Source organism: Tolypothrix bouteillei VB521301, from assembly GCF_000760695.4.
Classification (GTDB): domain Bacteria; phylum Cyanobacteriota; class Cyanobacteriia; order Cyanobacteriales; family Nostocaceae; genus Scytonema; species Scytonema bouteillei_A.
This window is the reverse complement of the sequence record NZ_JHEG04000001.1, coordinates 6,469,708-6,494,107: the sequence shown is the minus strand read 5'-3', so window position 1 is coordinate 6,494,107 and position 24,400 is coordinate 6,469,708. Positions and strand designations below refer to the sequence as shown.

Annotated in this window: 13 protein-coding genes; 5 read left to right on the top strand and 8 right to left on the bottom strand. The window is 40.4% G+C overall.

The genetic code is table 11. The annotated features are described in order from the left end of the window. Window positions 1-45: 45 nt before the first annotated feature. From HC643_RS26280 to HC643_RS26265, 4 genes are all read right to left on the bottom strand, one after another. On the bottom strand, window positions 46-1,584 hold the full coding sequence (locus HC643_RS26280) for a S8 family peptidase (protein ID WP_038100946.1): 1,539 nt from the start codon (window positions 1,582-1,584) through the stop codon (window positions 46-48). Between the two features lie 497 nt (window positions 1,585-2,081). After that, window positions 2,082-2,684, bottom strand: coding sequence for a hypothetical protein (locus tag HC643_RS26275; protein WP_038100943.1), 603 nt, complete (start codon window positions 2,682-2,684; stop codon window positions 2,082-2,084). A gap of 115 nt (window positions 2,685-2,799) precedes the next feature. Next, entirely contained in the window at window positions 2,800-4,536 is a 1,737-nt protein-coding gene (locus HC643_RS26270) for a C2 family cysteine protease (protein WP_038100949.1), read from the bottom strand. Between the two features lie 292 nt (window positions 4,537-4,828). Beyond that, window positions 4,829-6,895, bottom strand: coding sequence for a S8 family serine peptidase (locus tag HC643_RS26265; RefSeq protein ID WP_038100940.1), 2,067 nt, complete (start codon window positions 6,893-6,895; stop codon window positions 4,829-4,831). A gap of 396 nt (window positions 6,896-7,291) precedes the next feature. On the opposite strand from HC643_RS26265, the gene HC643_RS26260 reads away from it, so the two are divergent. The 3 genes from HC643_RS26260 (at window position 7,292) to HC643_RS26250 (ending at window position 11,661) form a co-directional block, all read left to right on the top strand. After that, complete coding sequence (locus HC643_RS26260; protein WP_050046838.1) at window positions 7,292-8,080, top strand: TIGR00297 family protein; 789 nt, start codon at window positions 7,292-7,294, stop codon at window positions 8,078-8,080. 180 nt (window positions 8,081-8,260) lie between these two features. Then, complete coding sequence (locus tag HC643_RS26255; protein WP_038111331.1) at window positions 8,261-9,019, top strand: peptidylprolyl isomerase; 759 nt, start codon at window positions 8,261-8,263, stop codon at window positions 9,017-9,019. Then, complete coding sequence (locus HC643_RS26250; RefSeq protein ID WP_050046839.1) at window positions 8,968-11,661, top strand: peptidase domain-containing ABC transporter; 2,694 nt, start codon at window positions 8,968-8,970, stop codon at window positions 11,659-11,661. Before HC643_RS26255 ends, HC643_RS26250 begins: the two co-directional genes overlap by 52 nt. A gap of 159 nt (window positions 11,662-11,820) precedes the next feature. Here the strand turns inward: HC643_RS26250 and HC643_RS26245 are convergent, their stop codons facing one another. Next, window positions 11,821-14,262 carry a PPC domain-containing protein gene (locus HC643_RS26245; RefSeq protein WP_167844757.1) on the bottom strand — a complete coding sequence of 814 codons (2,442 nt, stop codon included), beginning with the start codon at window positions 14,260-14,262 and terminating at the stop codon, window positions 11,821-11,823. Between the two features lie 218 nt (window positions 14,263-14,480). Between HC643_RS26245 and HC643_RS26240 the strand changes: the two genes are divergently transcribed. Continuing rightward, window positions 14,481-14,912, top strand: coding sequence for a VOC family protein (locus tag HC643_RS26240; protein ID WP_050046840.1), 432 nt, complete (start codon window positions 14,481-14,483; stop codon window positions 14,910-14,912). On the opposite strand, the gene HC643_RS26235 is transcribed toward HC643_RS26240, so the two are convergent. Further along, a complete protein-coding gene (locus HC643_RS26235) occupies window positions 14,849-15,511 on the bottom strand; it encodes an esterase/lipase family protein (protein ID WP_050046841.1) in 663 nt (220 codons plus the stop codon). The two genes, HC643_RS26240 and HC643_RS26235, sit on opposite strands and share 64 nt — an antisense overlap. Window positions 15,512-15,959: 448 nt before the next feature. On the opposite strand from HC643_RS26235, the gene HC643_RS26230 reads away from it, so the two are divergent. Then, window positions 15,960-16,580 carry a hypothetical protein gene (locus tag HC643_RS26230; RefSeq protein WP_038083665.1) on the top strand — a complete coding sequence of 207 codons (621 nt, stop codon included), beginning with the start codon at window positions 15,960-15,962 and terminating at the stop codon, window positions 16,578-16,580. A 289-nt stretch (window positions 16,581-16,869) separates the two neighbouring features. On the opposite strand, the gene HC643_RS26225 is transcribed toward HC643_RS26230, so the two are convergent. Together HC643_RS26225 and HC643_RS26220 are read right to left on the bottom strand one after the other, a co-directional pair. Further along, entirely contained in the window at window positions 16,870-22,248 is a 5,379-nt protein-coding gene (locus HC643_RS26225) for a hypothetical protein (protein WP_137986600.1), read from the bottom strand. A 1,048-nt stretch (window positions 22,249-23,296) separates the two neighbouring features. Then, the gene (locus HC643_RS26220) at window positions 23,297-24,385 is read right to left on the bottom strand and encodes a tetratricopeptide repeat protein (protein WP_038083661.1); all 1,089 of its coding nucleotides are present in this window, start codon (window positions 24,383-24,385) and stop codon (window positions 23,297-23,299) included. Window positions 24,386-24,400 lie beyond the last annotated feature (15 nt).

Sequence of the window (24,400 nt, the reverse complement as noted above, 5' to 3'; positions counted from 1 at the left end):
ATTTTGGTGGGCATTGCCCACCCCAATACCTATTCTCAAGATAGTTTAAAAATATTTATCGATCGCTTTTTTGAGTTCTTCCAAAATTTTCTCAATATCAACTGTATTGTCATCCTTATCTTTTTTATCCTTATCATTATTGCTAAGACTATAGCTAGTGGTATCAAAAGTGTTGTCATCACCAAAGACTTTTGAACGAAGAACAGAATTTCCATATATTTCATTGTTCTTCATTTTATATTGGAGATTGAAAACAGGTTCTTGCAAATCCTTAGCGCTATTCAACCGATTTGATAATGTAGGAATTTCACTTGTCCAGCTACCAATTTCTGGAATAGATAAGGAAGCTTGTTCTCCTGTCTGGCTAAAACCATCTTGATACTGCTTGATAGAGAAGCTAGAGGATTCCTGGTTGCTGTCTGTGACAAAGTTAGAATCCAAATTTAAGGTTGCTGCTTGCGTACTGTTACCTGAGGTTTCTGAGAGAATTTGACGGACTTGAGCATCTGTTAAGTTTTTGTTAGCGCTGAGCATCAGGGCAACAACACCAGTAACGTGAGGAGTTGCCATAGATGTTCCACTGTAAGAAGCATAGCCATTGTTTGGAACCGTGGAGTAAATATCAACACCAGGAGCAGTGACGTAAGTGATGGGGTCGCTTCCTGCTTTATTGGAGAAGTATGCCATGTTGTTATCCTTATCGACTGCTCCAACAGCAATTCCGTAGTTTTCCGCATAACGGGCGGGATATGCAGGTTGCGAATCGCTTTCATTACCTGCTGCCATAACAACAATAACGCCCTGGCTGCTGGCATAGTTAAGGGCTAACTGTAGAATAAAGTTGTCAGAACTCCCACCCAAACTGAGATTAATGACGTTAGCACCATTGTTTACAGCATAGTAAATTCCATTGGCGATCGCAGTATAGGAACCTGCACCAGAGTCATTTAAGACTTTCACTGGCATAATTTTGGAATCATAAGCAATACCCGTGACGCCGACACCATTGTTTTCGCCTGCAATGGTGCCAGATACATGAGTGCCATGACCGTTACCATCTAAAGTATCTTTGTTATCTCCGTCAAAGTTCCACCCGTAAACGTCATCTATGTAACCATTGCTGTCATCATCTATGCCATTGTCGGCAATTTCTTTGCTATTCGTCCAGATATTTTTTTGTAAGTCGTTGTGGTTGCGATCGACTCCAGTATCTAAAACAGCAACAACAACACCTTGACCTGTATATCCTTGTGCCCAAGCTTCTGGAGCTTTGACAAAATCGGCTCCCCAATTGTTACCTCCAAGGTCAGCAACATCAGCAAAAGTATCTTGACCGACTGCTTGAGATACTGCTGCTGCTGCATTAATCGAACCATAACCGGAAGTAGAGCTATACTGGTTGCTGGTGGAGGTGCTCTCAGTTGTTACAAAGTCTGTCTCTGTTTCTACGTTTGAATTAAAACTACTACTGTTAAGGCTTAAGTCATAGTTATTGCTAGAATCAAAGCAATTAACTGAGGAGGTAGAAGCAATAGTTAGCCCTTTATCAGAAGATAAACTGTTAGTTGTAAGATCTTGGGCCATCAGTATTTTCTCCTCAATCAAATTTGTTGAGACTTTTTCGTGTAAATTATGTCTTTATGTAGAAATTACTATTTAATTAAATAAAAAACAGATAGTTATTTGACAAATATTCTTTAAAAAAAAGTTTTGAAGTTTATAGCTTTTTATAATTTGCAAAATCGTAAATTTTATAACATTTGAAATACATAGAGCTATCCTATTTGAGTTATGAAATACATTTAGGAAGCCTCTCTCGTGCGTAAGTTTGCTGCGCCCAGACGAGTGGCGTTGGTTATTGCCCGGTAACAGCCGAGTTTGAAGTTAGATAGAAAAAGTGTTCTGATGTAACTTTAGTTATTCGCGTTTACTCAATGGAGTTCCACAAAGGGTATGGGCACTATAAGTAGAGCAGGGTGAAAAAACCAAACTATGTAAAGATAAGTAGAGAGGCGCAAAAAAAAACGCAGTTTGTAACGAAAAGTAAAGTTGCTTTCTACCCTCTGCCTTTCCCGATAACTTTAATTTTGAACTAAATGCAACTCTATAAATGGAGTTTTTGCTTCCCCTGTCCAAATTCCTTCTAGGTTCTTCGTATCTTTACTTGAGAGTTCGTCAATTTTTACTTCTGTTTGTGAGTTGTAATATGTAAATCTAAACTGATACACTCCTGCCTTCAAAGGTTTAAGTTTCCATCCACCGTAATTACTTGTAGGAATAGAAATTCCTAACTTATTACCCAAAAGCCAAAATGTTTGTGCTTCAAGAAAAAAAGTTACATTTGCTTTTGGTATCAAAGAAGGATAACTAGATTCTTCAGATTGTGTATAGCTAAAGCTGCCACCTTCTACTAAAATTTCACCATCTTGACTCACAATTTCTGGATATAACAAGTCGGAAGCCAATCTAAATCGAAGAGTATTATCTGTATTATTCGTTACGCGGATACCCATCTGCAAAGAGGTTATAGGAAAAGTATTTTCTTCGGATTGTAATAAAACTTGAAAAAGATACTGCAATTTTTGCACATAGTTTTTTTTGGGAACTGTTAATACTTGTTTTGACACTAAGGTTTCAAAACAAACACTATTGATTTCAACAGCATTGTCTTCAAAAGATGCCATCTCGACTATCCTTTTTTTTAAACGTCGATCTACCCACATACTACTGTAAGGGTGCAAGAAAGCCTTGCGCCCCTAAATGATGACGGGTAAGATGTCTGTTCTACAGAACTCTTGCTCACACAGTTGTATCCCAGTAACTGAAGTTTGACTGAACTTCACTCCAACTCACTTCAATAACACCAGGTTTGGAAGAGCTTGTGTTTATACCCCAAGGATTAAAAAGGGTAAATTTTTGGGTAGAAGAATTATAACCTATAACTGAATAAGCGTGACCGGCGACGATATGTCCTGCGACTCCAGTGGTTTTTGAACCCAATCCAATAAGTTGTCCGGAATTGAAAGCATTGACGATTGAGTTACAATCAATTGCTTTACCCAATGCAGATTTTTTGCCAGTAATTTGTGCAAAGGCGTCACTCATATACCCTCCTTTACCAATACCTTCGTAAGTATTGGTATTGTCTTGAAAAATCCATCCCGATTCGTTCAGTTGAGCATAAGCTTTTTCAGCAAAAGTAACCCATAACTCATTACCAGTGTTGCTGTAGTGACTGCCTTTACTTGCATAAACAAAAGCTCCAGAGGCGTCAGTTGGTAAATATCGGTCTACCGTGACGTAATCTGCAACTCCATTTCGCCAAAAGCGTACCGTAAAGGTATTGTCACCATTGTCAATGAACATATTCTCTATTGTATTGGGGGTGCGAGAGGCTGTTGATGCTAGCCCTGCTAAGAAATAGCAGTCATTCATACTGCCTTGTTTGATATCCCCGTAGTTAATGCCATTTTGGAACAAAGAACCACTTGCATACTGATAGGTGTAAGAGGTTTGCGGGCGATCGCTTCCATAAAACCACTTGTTAATTAAGTTTTCTAGTTGAACGCTACTACTACCTGCAACCAAATTGCCTAAAGAGCTTCCTTGATACTTTTGATTGGCTGTATCATTGTTAACAACTTTGTTAGATAGGACTCTAACGTCTTCAGATGTTTTTATATAAGACGTGTTGCTTATTAATGTACGAAGATCGGCTAGTTCGGTTGCATCAACGACATTCCCATCTTTTGACTCGCGAAGAATAGAGATCAGCTCGTTGCGATCTAACCAACCGTCGCTAAAACGTGACCTTGCTGCGGAACGTATGACTTCATCTTGAATATTTTGATCGAACCAATCTAATGCTGCGCCAACTTTAAAAATTGTTTGTGTAGTTTGGGTGCTAGCACCCAATTTGTCATAAGCTTTTGCCTGTAATTGATAATTACCGCTAGATAGGCTATTTAGAGAATACGTAAAGCTGCCGTAACGGCTGTCAGCACTATCAACGTTAAACTGTACTGCATCACTAATGTCTTGCCAATTGCTGCCATCTTTTTGCAGCCAAAAGTCAACTCGTACTATGTCATTTGCACCGTTAGCATCAAAAACCCTAGTATTGCTGAGATTGACGGATTCACCAGCTTCATAAGAGCTTTTATAAGTGTTGAATTGGAGGGATTGTGGAGCCTCGTTGGTAAAAGCTTTTAAGTTATAAGGGGTATTTGCAATACCAATACGAGAAACTTCAATGTAATAAGTACCTGCACCTACAGTAATACCTAAAGATTCAACCGTATTGTGACGGTTGTGCGAGCCTGCAATAATTGAACCATTGCTATCAAGCAACTGTAAATCTGCATCTGCTGAAAGACCATCAAGACTTAAACTCAGGCTACTTCTACCACTAAGGCTGAAACTATAGCAATCATCTGAATTGCGACGACCTAATGAGCCTGCAAAAGTTTGGGGGGTTGCAGTAATGTTTATACTTAAAGATGTGTTGAGGCTATGACTGGTAAAATTGTTTTGCATAAAAATATCTGTGCCCTTTTGCTGCAAAGAATTGGCAGACACACCAATCAGAACCTAAGCTATGCAAAGGTTTTACAAAAAGCTCGACGCGTGAGATTGAAGGTATGTGATTCAATAATGCTTGTTAAAACTTTAAAAGAGCTACGCTAAAAGTACGTATTTTTTTTAACAAAAAAAATCTTTAATTTCAGTGTAAACGCTTTGTATTTCAGATAGCTCTTACCTAGTAAAAACTCGGCTTTCTCGAAAGAAAGCCGAGTTTTTACCAAGTATGTAAGCTATCAAGTTTCGATCATGCAGCGCCCATCCCAAGAGCCAATGCTCTACGTACTGCAGCACTAGCATTCACAAAACCGTGACCGTAATATATGTCATAACCGGGATTACCCAAATCGTAAGCTGTTTGCGACAAAATGTCCTTGATTTGGACCGCAGTCAGGTTCTTGTTTACACTCCAAAGTAATGCAGCAACTCCAGTCACGTGTGGTGCGGAGGCTGAAGTTCCGTTAAAATTGTAGTTAAAGCCAAGCTCTGATGCAGAAGATGTGCTTTGTTGAGTGCGAATGGCAGCAATCACTTCACTTGGTGCTGTTAAGGTCAGATCGTTTCCGCCATTAGAACCCCACCAGTTACTGTAAGTAATACGTTCTCCCAAGTTTTTTGAATTACCATAGTAGTCTTTGCGTCCTGAAGAAGCACCTACTGCTATAACGTTATTGTATCGAGCTAGAATTGCCGGTTCTGCAAGAGTAAGTCCTCCAGTATTGCCAGATGCAAAGACAAATAAAACGTTTTGGTTATTAGCAACCAACTGCTCCAGTTGCGTTGAGTATCCTCCAGTTAAGCTAAAGTTAATTACCAAACGTCGATTTTCTGCGTTTGCCTTACGGATCATTTCTTGGGTGGCATCTACTAAACTGAAGTCGGTAGTGTTACCACCTATAACGTCAATGTGATAAACCTCACTATTCGTAATGCCACTCTCACCTACACCATTATTAATTTGGGCATTAATAACTGATTGAGTTGAAAGACCATGACTGGTGGCTCCACTGGTGTCTTCGTCTACGTAGTTATCTGCAATATAGGTAGTAGGTCCCAAATCGAAGTTAGTCTTGCCATTGAGAACAGGTAGACCCGTATCTTGAACTCCTATAAGAACATTCGAGTTACCCATAGTGAAACGCCAAGCATCTTGCACACCCATGCTCTGCAAATTCCACTGTTGATTAAACAGAGGGTCATTGGGTTGTACAGACAGATTTTCTACTTTGTCTGCAAACACAAGGCGATCGATGCCTTCAAAAAGAATTTGTTTGCCATCACGAAAGTCAATGGCATCGAATAAACGAGTGCCGTTACCTATGTCATAAAGTACACCCCCACCAGTAGTATTGGCAAGTCTTAAAGTAACTGTTGTAGAAGAAATGCTTGACAAATCCAATAAATCTCTCTGTCCGCTGCCATAATCAGCGTTGCCATTACCTAAGAATACTGTGATTGCAGGACCGGACACATAAGTAAAGGTATCCGCACCTAGGTTTCCTCTGACAATACGCGTACCATTGTTTGCGGTTTGAGGTATTGCTTGCGAAGCGGATGTGGGAGGGTTACTACTAGCAGTAGGAGTTGACTGGGTGTTGCTAGAGGTGGGAATGGGAGATGTTTCTTGACTGAAAGGGGTTGCTGAAACACTTAGGTTATAGTACGTTGTACTGCTATTAATGTCTGCACCAACCCGAATATAGTATGTGCCGGGTGATAGCCTTTGAGCGATCGCTTCGTCTGTATTTCCCGAGTTTTTAGAACTAGCAAGGATATTACCACTGATATCGTGTAATTCTACATCAGCATTGGCACTTAAAGCGTTTAGTTGTAATTCAAAGTTGCTAGCGAACTCAAGCTGGAATTTATAGGAGTCGCTCTCAAAGCTATCGACCCAATCACTGTAGCTTTCAGGATAGGAATTAATCGTAATGAGTGAAGAAGTGTCATAAGTATTACTAAAAATGTCTGTGGGTGTTGCTGAAATACTTAACTCATATTCTGCAACGTTATGTGAATCAACCTGCTCGTCTCCTGTTTCAAATACTGTGTCAGTTGACTCAAGACTTGTACTACTTAGTAAAGGAACGGGAATAACTGGAGTTTTATCATAATTTTCATATTGGATTGGGTCTACATCTACACCATCATTTACATCATAGAAGTCGTCTTGAAAACTACTGTGACCATATAAGTTAGCTGTGAATAATTCGTTACCTTGTATGTTTACTTCATCTTGGGTGAATGGAGCATGAGTGAATATATTTAAGTTACGACTGGTTTCTAGAGAATCTTGGGGTGTGGACACGAACATACTTATATGCTGCACAGGATATATACTTACATCACAATCTTTCTTTTCCCAAAAAAAAATGCTTTTGTGTATAAATTTACCAAAATAAAATGAAAATTTTACGGGAACTTCAAAGTATATTATGTTATTGATTGGAAATTTTTAGGAGCGACACATCTTCAAATTAAATTTACGGATTTTATAATTTAATTTTTAGTATTATTTTATACAAAAATCTAAGTAACTTTTGTTTTTTGTCTAAACTACTAACTACTTCTTGACAAAGTCAGGTTTTTTCACGCCCATCTACTTAAGTGCTTTAACACAATTAGGGGTTGCAGCAAGCAATCCGTCATGTACTAAATTTAGATATCCTATTGGTACTTCGGTAAAAATACTTCAAAACATCAGACGTTAATGATTTCTTTACTAAATTCTGTAAACCCTTGGTTGGTTGGAATCGGACTCAACACCTTCTTACTTGGCTTGGCTTGGATTGCACCTAAAAAGCTACTAACACCGGCAGGATATTTCCACGCATGGTTACTTGGGACCCTTATTTGGGGAACACTAAGTTGGCAGGGATACGTAGTAGTTATGTTCTATTTTCTTGTTGGTTCTTTTGCCACCCGCGTGGGTATGGCACAAAAGGAAGCAGAAGGTATAGCAGAAAAGCGTTCTGGTGCTAGAGGTCCGGAAAACGTTTGGGGTTCAGCTCTCACCGGAGCTTTGTGTGCTGTCGGCGTGGGTATCATAAATTCCGGTATTTTTCCCCCCCTATCCCCCTTCCCCCCTATCCCCTTTCTCCTCCTAGGATACGTAGCAAGTTTCAGTACCAAACTTTCAGACACCTGTGCCAGTGAGGTAGGCAAAGCATATGGTAAAAGTACTTTTCTCATTACGACATTTCAATCAGTACCGCGAGGAACTGAAGGAGCGGTTAGTCTTGAGGGAACTTTAGCTGGTGCAGTTGCGTCCCTGGCACTGGCACTCCTGGGTTGGGGAGTGGGTTTGATAGATTTGTTAGGTATATTGTGGTGCGTGCTAGCAGCGTTCATTGCGACTAATTTGGAAAGTGTGATTGGCGCAACACTACAATCTCGATTTAACTGGTTAACTAATGAATTGGTGAATATTATTAACACATTGATAGGTGCGATCGCCGCAATTTTCTTTGCTGTTTTCTGGTCAAGCGTTCTCGCTTAATTTTTTCTGAATATAATTTAAACTGTTCGCCTGCAATTTTTTGAAGTTGAGTTGCGGTTTTAAGGTACAACTGCTTAAAATTGCCGTATGGTATTTTTGCCAAGCTGTTAGCTAAACTTCAGCTTCAATCTAGCATGAGTTGTATATTTTATTATGTAGTTTTTTCTACTCATTAAATTTATGGAGTCTGTATCGTTTTTAAGTGTAGATGACAAACCAATTTCTATCGGACAAGCAGTAAGATATTTACAAGCTTCTGGCAAATTGGGACAGTTTATAGGAGATGTTCTCCGACAATATGCGATCGAGCAAGAAATCGAGAAACGCGTTGATATAGCAATCAGTCCAGCGTTAACAGAACAGACAATCATTGATTTCCGGCTCAAAAACCAGCTAACTGACCCCCAAAGTTTTCAAGAATGGCTCACGAACAATGGTACGAATTATGAAAATTTTCACGCATCAGTAGCTTTTGGTTTTAAGGTAGAAAAACTGAAAGCGGTCATCACTGAACCCAAGCTACAAGAATATTTTATTGAACGAAAAATTTTTCTAGATAGAGTTGTTGTATCGCGGATTATTGTTGACAGTCGGGAATTAGCAGAAGAATTACAAATTCAGATTGAAGAAGGTGCAAGCTTTGAACAACTTGCTAAAGAATACTCTCTTGCAGATGACCGAATTGTGAACGGGATGATGGGACCAGTGAGTCGCGGCACAATGCCAGATATACTCAGGGCAGCAATTGACATAGCTAGTCCCGGACAAGTGGTAGGACCTATAGAACTTGAACAACGCTATGGATTGTTTCGTTTAGAACAATTTCTGCCAGCGTCGTTAGAAGATACTCAACTACAACAAGCACTACAAAACGAGTTATTTGAGAAATGGCTAGCAGAGAAAATCCAAAAGTTAACGGTAAAACTTCAAGTGAATTAAAACTAATAGGTAACGAATCGTTGCAAAATAACGTGCTAGCTTCTATATCTTGGAACCAACCACCGCTATGCTGGTTAACTCCCGAACAAAAAAGCCGACTGCAAGAAGTTTCAGAAACTTTTCGTTATAATTTAGGAGAAAAAATTTGGTCACCAGACATAGGAAATTTTCAGTTTCTGATTGTTTCTGGTAAGGTGCGCTTGCGCTCTGAAGGAGCCAATCAGCCATTAGCGACTCTACAACCAGGTGACTGGTTTGGTAACCTCCAAAAATTTTCTTTTGATTGTAAAGCTGTCGCTGCTAGCAAAGAAGTGGTTGTAGTACGCTGGGATACAACTATTTGGGCGGAAGTTTCCACACCGCAAATAGAGGAGTTTTGGCAAGGAGGGGAAGAAGAGTGGGGGAGGGAGAGAAAGGGAGAGGGGGGGGAAGAACAAATACTCTCCCCCACTTCCCAACCCCAAGCCCCCAGTCCCTCACTCACTCCCTCCCTCCTTCCCTCCCCTCCTATTGTATCAAGTTATCCCTTTGTAGGTAGTGGAAATACAGGTGCTGCTTGTTTGGCTATGGTGGCGCAACAGTTAGATAATGCCGTGCAATTGGAATGGGTACAGCGTCAGTTGCGGGGACAGCGACCGAAAAATCTTATAGAAACAGCCGAAAAGTTAGGTTTTGTGCTGCGCCGATTGCAGGTGAGTTGGTCTGAGTTGCGGCAGTTATCATTCCCGGCTTTACTACTATGGACTCCCGATTCATCTTCCACCGCCAATTGGATTGTGGCTTATGCGGTGAAAGGCGATCGCATGATTGTAGCCAATCCCCTCAATACCGAACAAATATGTGAAAGTTTGCCTAGAACCATTGTTGAGGAAACTTGGGATGGGCAGATCTGGCAAGTAGAACTTATTCAAAAACAAGAAAAGTTTAACCTGAGTTGGTTTACACCCGCAGTCTGGAAGTACCGGAAATTGTTGGGAGAGGTGTTGCTAGCATCGCTGACATTACAGCTTCTGGGCTTAACAACTCCGCTCATTACACAAGTTGTAATTGATAAGGTAATGGTGCAGGAGAGTTTGCCAACTTTAGATGTCATGGCGATCGCACTCCTGTTAGTCGCAGTGTTTGAGGCAGTTCTTGGGATTTTGCGGTTATTTATTTTTACCCATACAGCCCGTCGTTTGGATTTAAGCTTATCCGCACAACTCTTTCGCCACTTGATGCGACTACCTCTAGCTTATTTTGAGTCGCGACGGGTAGGAGACACGGTAGCCCGAGTCCAAGAATTAGAACAAATCCGTCAGTTTCTTACGGGTACGGCGCTGACTGTAGTCTTAGATAGCATCTTTGCTGTGGTTTACTTGGCATTGATGTTTTACTACAATATACCGCTAACATTTGTGGCGTTAGCAGTTCTACCCTTATTTGCGACGCTGACACTGATCGCAACTCCGATTCTTCGTAACTGGTTAAACGAAACTTTTAATCGCAGTGCTGACAGTCAATCCTTTCTTGTTGAAACAATAACCGGAATTCACTCAGTCAAAGCTCACGCTGCAGAACCAGCAGCAAGAGTTCGTTGGGAAGGTTTATTTGCTCGCTTCATTCGTACAGGTTTCAAAGCTTCTACCACATCTAATATCAGCAGCAACATAGGTGATTTCCTCACTAATTTTTCCAGCTTACTCATTCTTTGGTTTGGAGCAAAGTTAGTTATTGACCAAAAACTCACAATCGGTCAACTTGTCGCTTTCCAAATGCTTTCTGGCAGAGTCACCGCACCACTGCTGCGTTTAGTACAGTTATGGCAAAGTTTGCAACAAGTTCTACTTTCCGTAGACCGGATTGGCGATATTCTGAACGTAGCTCCAGAAGCAGAACCAGGAACGGGGTTAGTTTTACCACCCCTTAAAGGGCAAGTTGCCTTCGATCGCGTTTTCTTCCGTTACCGACAAAACACTGAACCCGTTTTAAGGGGAATTTCCTTTGACGTACAACCCGGTCAGTTTGTTGGTATTGTTGGACGCAGTGGTTCTGGGAAAAGCACTCTTTCTAAACTTTTGCAACGTCTTTACCAAAATGAATCGGGACGGATATTAATAGATGGTTTTGATATAAAAAGTGCAGATCTAGCATCATTGCGCCAGCAAATTGGTGTTGTTCTCCAAGAAGACTTTTTATTCAACGGTTCTATCTTGGAGAACATCACATTGGGCAATCCCGATATTACAGCAGAACAAGTCGTAGAAGCGGCGCGATTAGCTGCTGCCCATGATTTTATCAGTGAATTGCCCCATGGTTATGAGACCAACGTTGGAGAAAGAGGTACAGCTTTATCTGGGGGACAGCGACAGCGCATTGCTTTAGCGCGGTTGTTCCTCTCCCAAGCACCTATTTTAATTTTGGATGAAGCAACAAGTGCTTTAGATAGCGAAACGGAACAGCAAGTACTGCAAAACCTACAAGCAATTTCCGCAAACCGCACTGTGTTCTTGATTGCTCATCGTTTTGCTCCCCTCAAGCGAGCCGATCTGATTTTGGTGCTAGAAAAGGGCGTGATTGCCGAACGGGGTACTCATTTAGAATTATTGCAACAAAAGGGTTTGTACTGGTCTTTGTATCAAAGACAACAGGCAAACGTGTAGTTGCCCTCATCCCCAACCCTTCATCCTAAGGGGTGAAGGGAGAGGAAATTCAATTCCCCTTCCGTTCACCCTCGTTCTCATGCTCTGCATGGAAAATTGTACAAGAGGCAGGCTTCTTGTACTTAGAAATACATATGCGGTAGCAACAAACTTTAATTGCTACGCTGGAGGTGGCGTATCTAGTGTGATTAAAGAAATAGATCCTAGATTGACGTCAGCCTTTGCAGAACTGTTGTTGTCACCTAAGAAGAAGTAGCTTGGCAAAGCATATTTTTCACCAATTCCTGAATAATCACGCAGTTGACCACTGAGAACATAAGAACCTTCGCCAGAAAACAGTTGGTAGTAATCTCCCAACACTGACAATTCGTAATTTGTCAAAGCAGTGGTGTTTTTGGTAGCTCTTTCACTATTATCATGAGTCAAACTACCAGAAGTACTATCATAATTCTTTGCCCAGATTTCATTACTCCAGAAACCGAGTTCAATACCTTTTTTGCCATCACTACTAATAACAGTCACGTTAAAACCAGCATTGTCGTCTAACTTGTCACCGTTGTTATCACCAAAGTGGCTTTCGGTATTAAGCTTAACTTGAAACTTAAGTTTATAGCCTTTATTGCGATCGAGCTTAACAGCCCCACCATCGTACTTGCTATAACCAGCAACACCATAAGTGGTGGAGACTAGCTTAGAGGTATTGTCAACAGCCGTTTGAGTACCACCGTTAAGACTACTATCAAATAATAATGCAGGTGTTCCTTGGTCTGCTGTTCCAGAACCAGTGTAGTAATTGTATGTTGTCGCGACTTGGCTAACAGTAGACAGAGTGACTTTATAGTTTACAGGGGTAGCAGCGTTTGATATGACTCGCAGGTAGTAGTTATTTCCAGCAGATAACAAGCCCTGAAGTTGCTCTGATGTCGTACCTGATGCCGATGAGTAAATCGCATCGCTTTTATCGATCAGACCATTGTTATTAACATCCCATAGGACTTGTAGATTGGCATCTCCATCTAAATTATCAAGTAATGCTTTGACCGTACTTTGCGTCTTGACACTAAAGCGGTAAAAGTCATTAGCTGATACTGCAAGTGTTGAAGTTTGTTCTAGTGAATTACTACCATTGAGTTCGCCAAGGGACATGGCTTTACTTAAAGGATTTTCTGTGGATAAAGTCAGATTGTAGTTGGTATTTGCACCGCCAGCGGAAGAAACTTCTATATAGTATGTGCCAGCTTCTAGTATGCCATTAATGGTCTCTGCTGTCGTGCCTGTATTTAAGGAACTAGCGATCGCCTTACCCGTAGAGTCCAGGATTCTCGCATCAGCGTTGTCAGTTAAGCCATCAAGTTTGAGGCTAGCATTAGTCAGACCATCAAAAGAAACGCGATAGTAGTCTTTAGTGTCACCAAGACCAACAAAGTCAGTATATGCGATCGCACTTGTGCTTGGAGAGAAAGTACGAGCAGACTCTAGAGAATTTCCTGCATAGTCGCTACCAGGACGCCCCTCATTCCTTCCATACATGAGGAAATGCTGATAAGCTTGTTGATTGCCGTAACCAGCAGCAATTAAATCGGTATTATTAGCTAGGTAAACTTTGACATTGAAAGTAGATGATGAAACCCGTCCCTCAGTCAAACCATAGAATTGAAAGTGTTCAAACAGTTGACTGCTATTGAACCGAGCTGCTTTTAAATCGGAATTCACCTCACGGTAATACTTAAGATCGAAAGCAGGGTTGAATTGGCGTTCTTCATTTAAACCATAGAAGTCTAGGTGTTGCAGAAGTTGCTGATTGTTATAACCAGCAGCTGCTAAGTCAGAGTTTACCTGCTTGTAAAAGTTCAAATCTACAAACGGAGAAAAGCGCCGTCCTTCACCAACACCATAAACATTCAGATGCTCGAGTAATTGCTGATTGTTATAACCAGCAGCTGCTAAGTCAGAGTTTACCAGTTTGTAAAAGTTTAAATCCACAAACGGAGAAAAGCGCCGTCCCTCACCAACACCATAAACATTCAGATGCTCGAGTAATTGCTGATTGTTATAACCAGCAGCTGCTAAGTCAGTATTTACCCGCTTGTAAAAGTTCAAATCCACAAATGGAGAAAAGCGCCGTCCTTCACCAACACCATAAATGCTTAAATGATCTAGTAATTGCTTACTGTTGTAACCAGCAGCTGCTAAGTCATTGTTAGCCTCCTTGTAAAAGTTCAAATCCACAAGTGGGGAAAAGCGCCGTCCCTCACCAACACCATAAACATTCAGATGCTCGAATAATTGCTGATTGTTGTAACCAGCAGCTGCTAAGTCGGTGTTTACCTGCTTGTAAAAGTTCAAATCCACAAGTGGGGAAAAGCGCCGTCCTTCACGAAGACCATAATTTTCTAGATGAGAGAACAGTTGTTGGTTACTCATGCTAGCTAAATCGCTGTTGCTAGCACGATAGAAATTGAGATTAACAAGGGGTGAAAACGATCGCCCTTCCTTAAGACCAAAGTTTTGAAAGTGTGACAGTAATTGCTCGTTATTAAGACCTGCTAAATCTAAATTGGCAGCTCTATAGTAATTGGCATCAAATAAATTAACAGCCATGCATTGCGTCCCCCATAACATAAACAAATTGGCTTCTGGCCTATGTCTGGGTGTTATTAATTTAAAAACACAGGATGAGAAGCCAAAGAGTTGGTATTTTATGTTACTTGTTTATTTGTTTTTTCTCTAAAATGAGAATGGTAAATATGCTGATTCTTGCCATGCCGTTTGAGCAAGACTTTCAGTAATTATGCGCCCTCAGCCTTTTGGTACTAGCTATGAATCCAACTTTATTTCACCTTGCCTTTCCTGTCACAGATATTACCCAAGCAAAATCTTATTATGTAGATGGTTTGGGTTGTATCCCCGGTCGGGAGAATCGCCATGCTCTCATTCTCAAACTCTACGAGCATCAACTAGTTGCTCACGTAACTAAAGAACCTCTCGTCCCCCAACGCAGTATATACCCGAGGCATTTTGGAATAATTTTTACAGCAGTTGAAGATTGGGAAGCTTTACTGCTAAGAGCACAACAACAACAGCTACTTTTTCACGAAGAACCCAAACACCGTTTTGTTGGTTCTCCTTTAGAACATCGCACTTTCTTCTTAGAAGACCCTTTTTATAACTTGATGGAATTTAAGTACTACCGTAATTCTGAAGCGATTTTTGGGAGTTCTGAGTATACACAAATTGGCGATTCACCTTGAAGTGGAGTCGCTAAAGCTTCTGCAACTGAAGCCAAGCTTCTAATATCCGTCAGCATCCAAGCATGAGTTAAAACTGGGACGATTACGTTTCGTCCTACGGGCATTTGCGAACTATTGGCAGGGACAATCATCAAATCGTATGGTGTCCATATAGATGTAAAATCTAGCTGTTTCAACATGGCAACATCTCGGTTTAAATCTTGCAGAAAAGCACTGTCAGGACGCATTTGGATACAACCTACGCCCTGGTTGCAAAAGGCTACCCAAGTACCGTGATGTGGAGAGGAGATAGTGATGAAACGTTGTACGCGATTTATACCACCGAGTTTCTGAATGTAATAACGACTGACGATACCACCCATACTAAAACCTACTAAATCTATAGGTTGTTCTGGGTCAAAAGTTACTTCAATATAATGAGCGACTTGCTTTCCCAAATCATCAAGGCCAATTCCACCGGTATTTGGTACTAAGTCTAGGTCGTACAAAGTAAAATTTCTCTGTTTCAGGTAGGGAATCATTTTGTCGAAAACTCGCCCGGTATCAAAAATGCCATGTACCAGTACTACGGGGTTTTTTTGTTTTTTTATACCAGTCATTTGCAATATTTTGTGTAAATATTTTTTCTAATTTAATCAAGAATAGTTGCTACTTGACATACAGAATATGACACTCCTTTAAGTGGGATGAGAGCAAGCACAGGCAAAAACGCCAAGATCCCTTATCCCTAAAGGAAACCCCTACCGTCCCCATTAAATATTAACTTTTTTTAAGCAGTCTCTCAAAATCTTGCCTATAGTTACAGTAAAATTTAATAATTAAATCTGACTGTATACAGGTTACGAGTGCCTGAAAGCAAGAGCTTATGAGCATTAACCCGTCCTGTGACAACAACCTTGTTGAGAAATAAGCCTGCGGAGGCTGTTACCCAGATGGTTATACAGGCGACTGGGTTAGTGATGTATGTCTTGATAAAACGTAACAATATTCCGTGATTGTTTAAGGATTGCGGTCAGAGACCAGGTATAAAAGGCAGGAGAAATTGTAATGTTCGGTTTTATCAAAAATTTAATTGTCGGAATTTTGAATTTTTTCATCGGGCTGTTTGGTGGTAAAAAAAGCGGCTACTATCTAGAGTTAGATGATGCTACTGAAGTAGCACAAGATGCAGCTAAAAAAGCAGCATCGAAGACTAAGGAAGTAGCGCAAACAGTGGCATCGAAGACTAAGGAAGCGGCATCGAAAACTGTTGAAGCAGCGCAATCAGTTGTGTCAACCACAGAGAAAGAGGTAGAAACCGCAGCAGCGAAAGAAAAGCAAGAGCAAGCTGCTCAACCTGTTGCAGCAAAAGCGGAAGCAATACAAAATGGGAAAAAGGGTGCTACACCGCGTGCTAGAGCATTGAGTGCTAAAGCTGCGAGTGCCAAATCATCAGATGATGCACAACCTACTAAGGTAGAGTTAGTACAAACTTCTAACGGTGTCAGACCGGAACCCGTTCAACCAGCAAAAGCTGAAGCAGCAAAAAAAGTTATACAAGAGCAACCATCCGAAACAACTTTTGCACCAAAATATCTTGTACCTAACAGTAGCAATGGTCGTCGGCGTCCCGGTGCTAACATGAATCCTTTCTTGGATATGGCACGTCAGGTGAAACCCGCTAAGTAATTCAGTTATAGAAAACTTGCTAGCACCCAGTTTCCCTAAAAGAGAAACTGGGTTTTTTAGTTGAATCTGGCAGAAGCCCCACGTCTTAACGCGTTCGCGCAGTGTACTGAGTGGGATGAACCATCGGGAAATCAAGACATTGTTCCGAGGGAAGTTGGAACCTGAAAAGACGACGACTAAACATATAGTCATCGAAAGATTCACAAGTGCAAAATCCCCGACTTCTTAAAGAAGTCGGGGATTTTAACTAACTTAACTCATCAGAATTAATTTGACACACGAGCCATCATTAGCTTCCTGGTAATTGCTGTGGTTGAGTGGAAGAAAGGGGCTTAAAGGGCTTGATGGTGTTGATGTCCACGCAAGGCGCACAATCGAGCTTGGTTCGCAGTTCGGTGCTAAAGGAAACCAAGTGCTCAACAAAAGCTTGGCGATCTGTTAAGCAGCCTTTGATAGCCATGAGTTCTCCCAACGTCCACTCGTAGAGATGTCTGTCCGCATTGTTCATAATCACGGTCAATTCGTTCTTGGTTCTCAAGATTTGATTGAGAAGCTCATCTACCTTGACGTTGATTAAATTAGCAATTCGGATATTGAATGTATCTCTGTTACCGATGATGTTAATTATTTCATCAACGTACTGTCCAACAAGACTGATGAAAGATTGGTTCCACTCATTGCGGACATTGGCAATCTTGATGTCAATATCTCTGTAGACGTTGTTAATCTTGTTGTTAATTTCAGTGCTGTTGGCAACAAAGTTGACAATCTGGTTGTTAATGTTAGTGTTGCTGATGACAGTTTGCTGCAGGCGCTGGTCGAAGTACTGATTTAATTCCTCATTGTTATTCACAATGTTTTGGGTAATGACTTGAATGTAATTGCGAACTTTTTGCTCGTAAGTATTGTCAATTTGCTGGCTGATGTACTGGTTAATTTCCGTATTGTTATTGACAATCTTTTGGACGAGCAGTTGGTTGAAGGTGTCTTTATTCCCAATGATGCTAATCAGTTGCTCGATATGCTGTGTCGCCAGATTGATAAATGCTTGATTCCACTCATTGCGAAGATTTTCAATCTTGGTGTTAATTTCAGTACTGTTGGAAATAAGATTGATAATTTCGTAGTTGATTTCCGTGTTGTTGAGGACAGTTTGCTGCAAGCGGTTATCGATGTACTGGTTTAATTCCTGATTGTTATTCACAATATTGTGAGTAATCAACTGGATGTAATTGCGGACTTTCTGCTCGTAGGTATTGTCAATTTGCAGGCTGATGTACTGGTCAATGTCAGTATTGTTGTTGACAATCTTCTGAGTGATAAGTTGGTTGAATGTTTCTCTGTTCCCGATAATGCTGATTAATCGATCGATGTGCTGTGTCGCCAGATTGATGAATGTTTGATTCCACTCGTTGCGGAGATTTTCCAGCTTGTTATTAATTTCCGTGTTGTTGACGACAATTTGCTGCAAGCGATTATCGATGTACTGGTTTAATTCCTCATTGTTATTCACAATGTTGTGAGTAATCAATTGCAGGTTATTTTGAATCTTCTGCTCGTAAGTATTGTCAATTTGCTGGCTAATGTACTGGTCAATAGCTGTATTGTTATTGACAATCTTTTGGATAATAAGTTGGTTGAATGTCTCTTTCCCACCGATGGTATTAATCAGACTATCGATATGCTGTGTCGCCAGGCTGATGAATGTTTGATTCCACTCGTTGCGGAGATTTTCAATCTTGTTGTTGATTTCGGTACTGTTAGAAACAAGGTTTATAATCTCGTTGTTAATTTCCGTGTTGTTGATGACTGTTTCTTGCAAGCGGTTGTCGATGTACTGATTCAATTCCTGATTGTTATTCACAATGTTGTGAGTAATCAATGACAGGTTATTTTGGATTTTTTGCTCGTAAGTATTGTCAATTTGCAGGCTGATGTACTCGTTAATTTCCGTATTGTTATTAACAATCTTCTGATTGATGAGTTGGTTGAATGTCTCTTTACCACCGATGGTGTTAATCAGTATATCGGCGTTCTGTGTCACTAGGTTGATGAATGTTTGGTTCCACTCGCTGCGGAGATTTTCAATCTTTTCGTTAATTTCGGTACTGTTGGAAACGAGGTTGACAATTTCGTTATTAACCTCCGTGTTGTTGATGACCGTCTCCTGCAAGCGGTGCTCGATGTACTGATTCAATTCCTGATTGTTATTCACAATGTTGTGAGTAATCAATGATAGGTTATTTTGAATCTTTTGCTCATAAGTATTGTCAATTTGCTGGTTGACGTACTGGTTAAGCTCGGTATTATTAGTGACAAGAGCTTGAGTAATTGCGTTGATATGATTGTGTACCTTTTGCTCGAAGGTCTGCTCAATTTGTGTATCAACGTGCTGGTCGATGTGCTGATTGAACTCTTGCTTGGTCACAATATTGTTAACAATGAGTTCAATGTTGTTACGCACCTTTTGCTCGAAGGTTTGGTTGACTTGGCTGTCAACGTGCTGGTCGATGTGCTGATTGAACTCCTGTTTGGTCACAATATTGTTAACAATGAGTTCAATGTTGTTACGCACCTTTTGCTCGAAGGTTTGGTTGACTTGGCTGTCAACGTGCTGGTTGATGTGCTGGTTGAACTCCTGCTTGTTAACGATATTGTTAACAATGAGTTCAATGTTGTTACGCACCTTTTGCTCGAAAGTCTGGTTGACTTGGCGATCGATGTGCTGGTCAATGTGCTGGTTGAGTTCTTGTCTGTTAACAATGTTGTTGACAATTAAGGCAACATTATTCTGCACTTTTTGCTCGAAGCTTTGGTCGAGTTGACGCTCAACATAGCGATCGATGTACTGGTTGAGTTCCTGCTTATTGATAATATTGTTGATAATTAATCCAACATTGTTACGGATTTTTTGCTCAAAGGTTTGGTCAAAATACTGGTTGATCTGTTGATTGATTCTCTTTGAAATCTCAACGTTGATCCGATCTTGTAGTAGCCTGTCTAAGTAGGTAGACCAGCCTTGCAAATGCTGGTTGAGACTAAACTCCATTTGCTGCGTGTAAGCGTCCATCGTGAATCGGACTTTCGCCACTTCTACAGCTAAGTTTTTAAAGTGCTTCTCATAGTTTTTCAGCAGCCAATGCTCGAGCTGATCCCAATATTTCGCTTCTAGTGTGACGTCTTTTTCATCTAGCCCCTTGAGAGATTTGTCAATTTGCTGTAACTGCTCTTCCCACTTTTTCTTGAACTCATCTTCGTTAAAGCGGAAGGTGAACTCTATCGAGTTACCCGCAGTCACTGTTTCACGTTCGCGACTTCCAGATCCACCTGAACCTTCAAAAGTTGTCACAGTCTCGGTCGTAACAGTTGTTTCTTTTGTCCGTTCTTGAACGCTAATCTTTTCACGATTTTCAGAGATTTTGGTGAGTTCAGTGACACTCACTGGCTCTATTGCCAGAACAATTTGTCCTTCATTATCTTCCTTGAAGGTGTCAAAAAATAAACCTGTTAAGGTCGTTTTTTCTTTGACTTCTATAATGACTTCGTCTTTTAGACCATTCAGAGAGCACCAAGTTTCTGCAACTTCAATACCCGTCAGCTTAGTCACAAATTTTCCACCCTGAACCCAAATTAAAGCCCAAGGTTCTATGTTAAATTTCTTGTTATCAGACCAGTAGCTGGCATTCCCTTCCCGAATTTTGATGCGATAGTTTCCGGGATTGAGTTCCACCACATTAGAACCAGATTGTTTCAGGCTCGACAAGTGACTTTCATCCAACACATAGCAATTGCGTTTGCTATCGACTTTTAAAGTGTGAGGATTGAAAAAGGGTTTGTTACTGGTAATTAAAAGGTCAATGGTACCACTGTTATCCGTATTGTTTAGATCGAAGAACAAAGCACACAGAACTGCTCTTTCTTTGACTTCTAATTTGAGGCGATCGCTATATCCATTTAATGTTGTCCAGGTTGCACCTACCTCAAAACCCGTGTTTTTATTGATAAACGTACTTCCATCAACTCCATAGATCCAAAGTAAAACAAATGGTTCTCCTTCTGTTTTTGCTTTAGCATAACTGTAGCGACCGCCAGTAATTTTGATATCAAACGTCCCTTTATCGAAGGTAAAGGAACTAGCAACATGTTGTTGCAAATTGTTCATTTGATTGGCGTCGATAACATAACAGTTATTCTTGGTATCGATGGTTAAAAGGTTCATACTTTCCTCCCTAACAACTTTATTTTCTTCAGTCACTTTTGTCTTTCCAGATTCTTCGTTTGTCTTTCCAGATTCTTCGTTCGTGCTGACTCCTGGAGTGATTTCTGTTGTGACTACCTTCACTGGTTCGTAAATGGTAATACCTGCCCAACGACCAGCAGGATCTGTGGAGGTCACTAAAGTTCCCCGACCGGTGGTAGTATCAATACGGATTAATTGACCGTCTTTACCTAACTTATAGAAATTGCCCGTCACGCCATAGAGAACATCGCCAACAAATTCCATACTGGCAAGATCGGGAAAGCCAATATCACCGATATTTTTGACTTCGCCTGTATCCAGATTGCAGCTTGCTAAAAGCTTTTTCTTGTCGTAACCGATTAAGGTAATATAAGCCTTACCATTAGCATCAAAGGCAACTTCGCCACAGTTATAATCTTTCCCTGCTACCGTGGCAATTGGCGTTCCCTTGCCTGTTTCTAAATTAATTGCTATCAGTTGTTTGGCAGTTGTGGCGTAGAGAGTTCGACGATAGCGACTGTATGTTAAACCAGCTGCTGCAAAGCCAATATTGCCAATGACGGTAGCATTACCTGAATTGAGATCGATTTTAATGAGTTGAGTTTTATCGCCTTCTCGATCGAGCCCATAGAGTTGAGAACCAACAAAAGCAATATCCGAAACTTCTGTCACGATTTCGCCAATTAAAGAAGCTTTACCTGTGGCTAAATCTAGAGTGTAAAGTTTGCTGAATTCATTGGAGACACAATCTTGAATGTAAACCGCTCCTGGCGCGAGCTTTACTGGTTTAGCTGTGCGACTACCACAAATAACTTTTTCTAAGACAGCGCTAAAACCGCTAATGGCATCTTTATCTGTAAAGGCTTGTCCGCCTGTTGAAGTTGCAAGTCTGGCGTATTCAGTTTTGATACCTTCTGAATGCTTGCTTTTGGACGTTCCAAAATAAGTATGAACGGTAATTCCTGCGCCTTGGGCTTTTTGGATTGCCAAATTAGTCGCTTTAATATCCTCTCGATCTGTTTTATCTCCACCCCCTTCAAGGGCTTCATCACCGAGATAGAAAATTGCTCTGGCTGCACCTGTGCGCCAATCAAAGTAATCGGAAATATCTTCGATGGCGCGAGCCGCATCCTCTTGCGCTCCTGCGTCTGCAACTTCTCCTTTTTTTCGACCCCGGAGTTTGGATTCAGACACCTTGCACTTTTGAGTTAAATAAGCTCTGACAGTTTGGTCAAAAGAGGTTCCTTTCCAAGTCCCTTCTATACCCAACCAAACCACTCTCAAGTCGGAAGGACAACTGGATTTAGCTTTTGCGATCGCACTGGAAGCCGCATCACTGAGCGAGCGGGCTTCATCTTTCATTGAAGGGCTTGTATCAATGACAATAACTAAATCAACACTCGGTATGGAGCTTGCTTGCTTACTCACGCTTTTTTCCTTTTTTTTCTTTTGATTGAAACCGAAGAATCTCATACTTAGACTTTTTTATTTGCTCTTGGTTATCAACACTCCTCAATCAAGTTTCCCGGCATTGCTAGAGATAGCAATGATAGCTATCTGGGCTACTGTTTGATGATAAAACAACATTTTTGTATTTTTTTACAAAAAGTACTTTTGTATAATATATTAAAATATCCGTTTTACAAGCAATCAGTTATTGTTACTCCATAAAATGGTATTTTGAATTAAAAAATATGCAATGTTTGTTTTAATTTACAATAATTCTTATTGCCTTCATCACAGTCCCGATAACTGCCATATCATACCAAATCCGTTTTTACCACCCCAAGTAAGCCCTAGTGATTAGAAATCACGGCTATACAAACGAAGTCCCTTCGGGTTCGCTAGTTCCCTACGGCGGGAAACCCGCCTACAGGACTAAACTCACCGCCTGCGCGGACTCTATTATAAAGGGGGTATAAGACGCGAATTTAGTATCACTTGTTTGCCAAATATATTGGACTAAACATGCGTTGATACAAACATATGTGTCTCATCCATGTAACTAGAAACTGCGAGTGAGATAAGAATGCATTTTCCCAACCTTTGCTTGGAGCGCTCAAGCAGGTTTCATACAAAACTATAAGTGTGTAAAGCTTTAAGGTGTTTCTGTTGTCTTATTAAGTATCTCAGTGCTTTTATGAGAATGTCAAGTATTAACTTAGCCACATTTGCTTAGAAATGCAAATTACGATAATCCAGTTTTATCAAAGCTTTCTAGGTTTTATCGACCCGAAAAGGTATGTTACTAAAGCTTCTTAAAAGTTACGAAAAATTACAAGTAGGAAAATTAGGATAAAATTGAGTATTAATTAAAATTTTATTAAATTTTTGAATCAAACACACATTACTAATTACAATCATCATACATAGAAATTACAAATAAACCTTACCCTGTAAGCCCCTTAATTTATATATGGAAAAAAGAAATTGCTTTATTATCTAAATACCTGTTTTAAATCCGGTAAGTAACTGGTCAATAGTTGCTGTTAATTGCAACATTTTGTAAAAAAACCAAACTACTGTATAAGTGAAAAGCTGAGTCCCAAGCAGTTGGTTCTCGACGAAATAAATGAATATGAGATGGAATTTGATGTAGTAGCTCTGTTCTGTCTAATACTGTTTCTGCAAAATGTGTAAACTCCGACCATACTTCAACCTGTAGAAGCTTTTGGTCAAGCCAGCTTAACAATTTATTCCAATTCATTTTGATCGTACTTTGGCTCATGCGATCGGCAATTTCTATACCTTCATGATAGTTATATCCATTATCATAAAATCGCAAAATTGATTTTCTTCCAGGAAGATGTAAATCGCAAAATTTAAAATAGTCTTGAGTTTGAGTTTTGCGTTCCAATTGACCACGCACGTTTCTGTCTACAACTTGTTCAAAAATAGGTAGCAGTCCCTGTACGCGTCCTCGGACTTCTGACCATTCAAAGTTAAGGGAACCAAGTTGATTTGAATCATTTTTGCAAATGACGGTTATACCTGAAGTAGATTCTTGAAAGTAACTGACTTGAAAGACTTTAATTTTTTGAATTTCAGAAAGACTCGTCCAAAAACAGGGAATATCAGCATTACGTAGCTGTTCTCCATAATATTTTAGCTCTCCTACTGCTCCCGCTCGATATACGCGCCAACTCCGACTTGGCAGCATCAGTCTTGCATTATAAGCATCAATCTGCATAATTTGAGCAAATTTTTGTGCTGCTTGAGTTTTCAAATCATTGCCAATTGGTTCTAAGACTAAGACTCCCAATTCTTTATTGCCAGAATCAGCTGTTGCTTTCGCTTTCGCTTGCTGTCGCTCCTCTTTTGCGATGTCTTCCAAGCGTTGCAAACCTTGACGTGCTTGTGTCAGTAACTTAGAATTCGTCGTATCGCGTAACAGTCGGCGGTAAGATTTTTCCGCCTCTGCTTGCTTTCCAGTAGATTCATAGAACCTTCCCAAATAAAACTGCACCCAAGGATTATCTGGCGATTCTTTCAGTAACTGTTTGAGTAATTTAGCAGCAGTAGCATAATCTTTACGCTCTAAGGCAGAAGCAACTTGCTCAAGCATGGATTTGGGATTTTA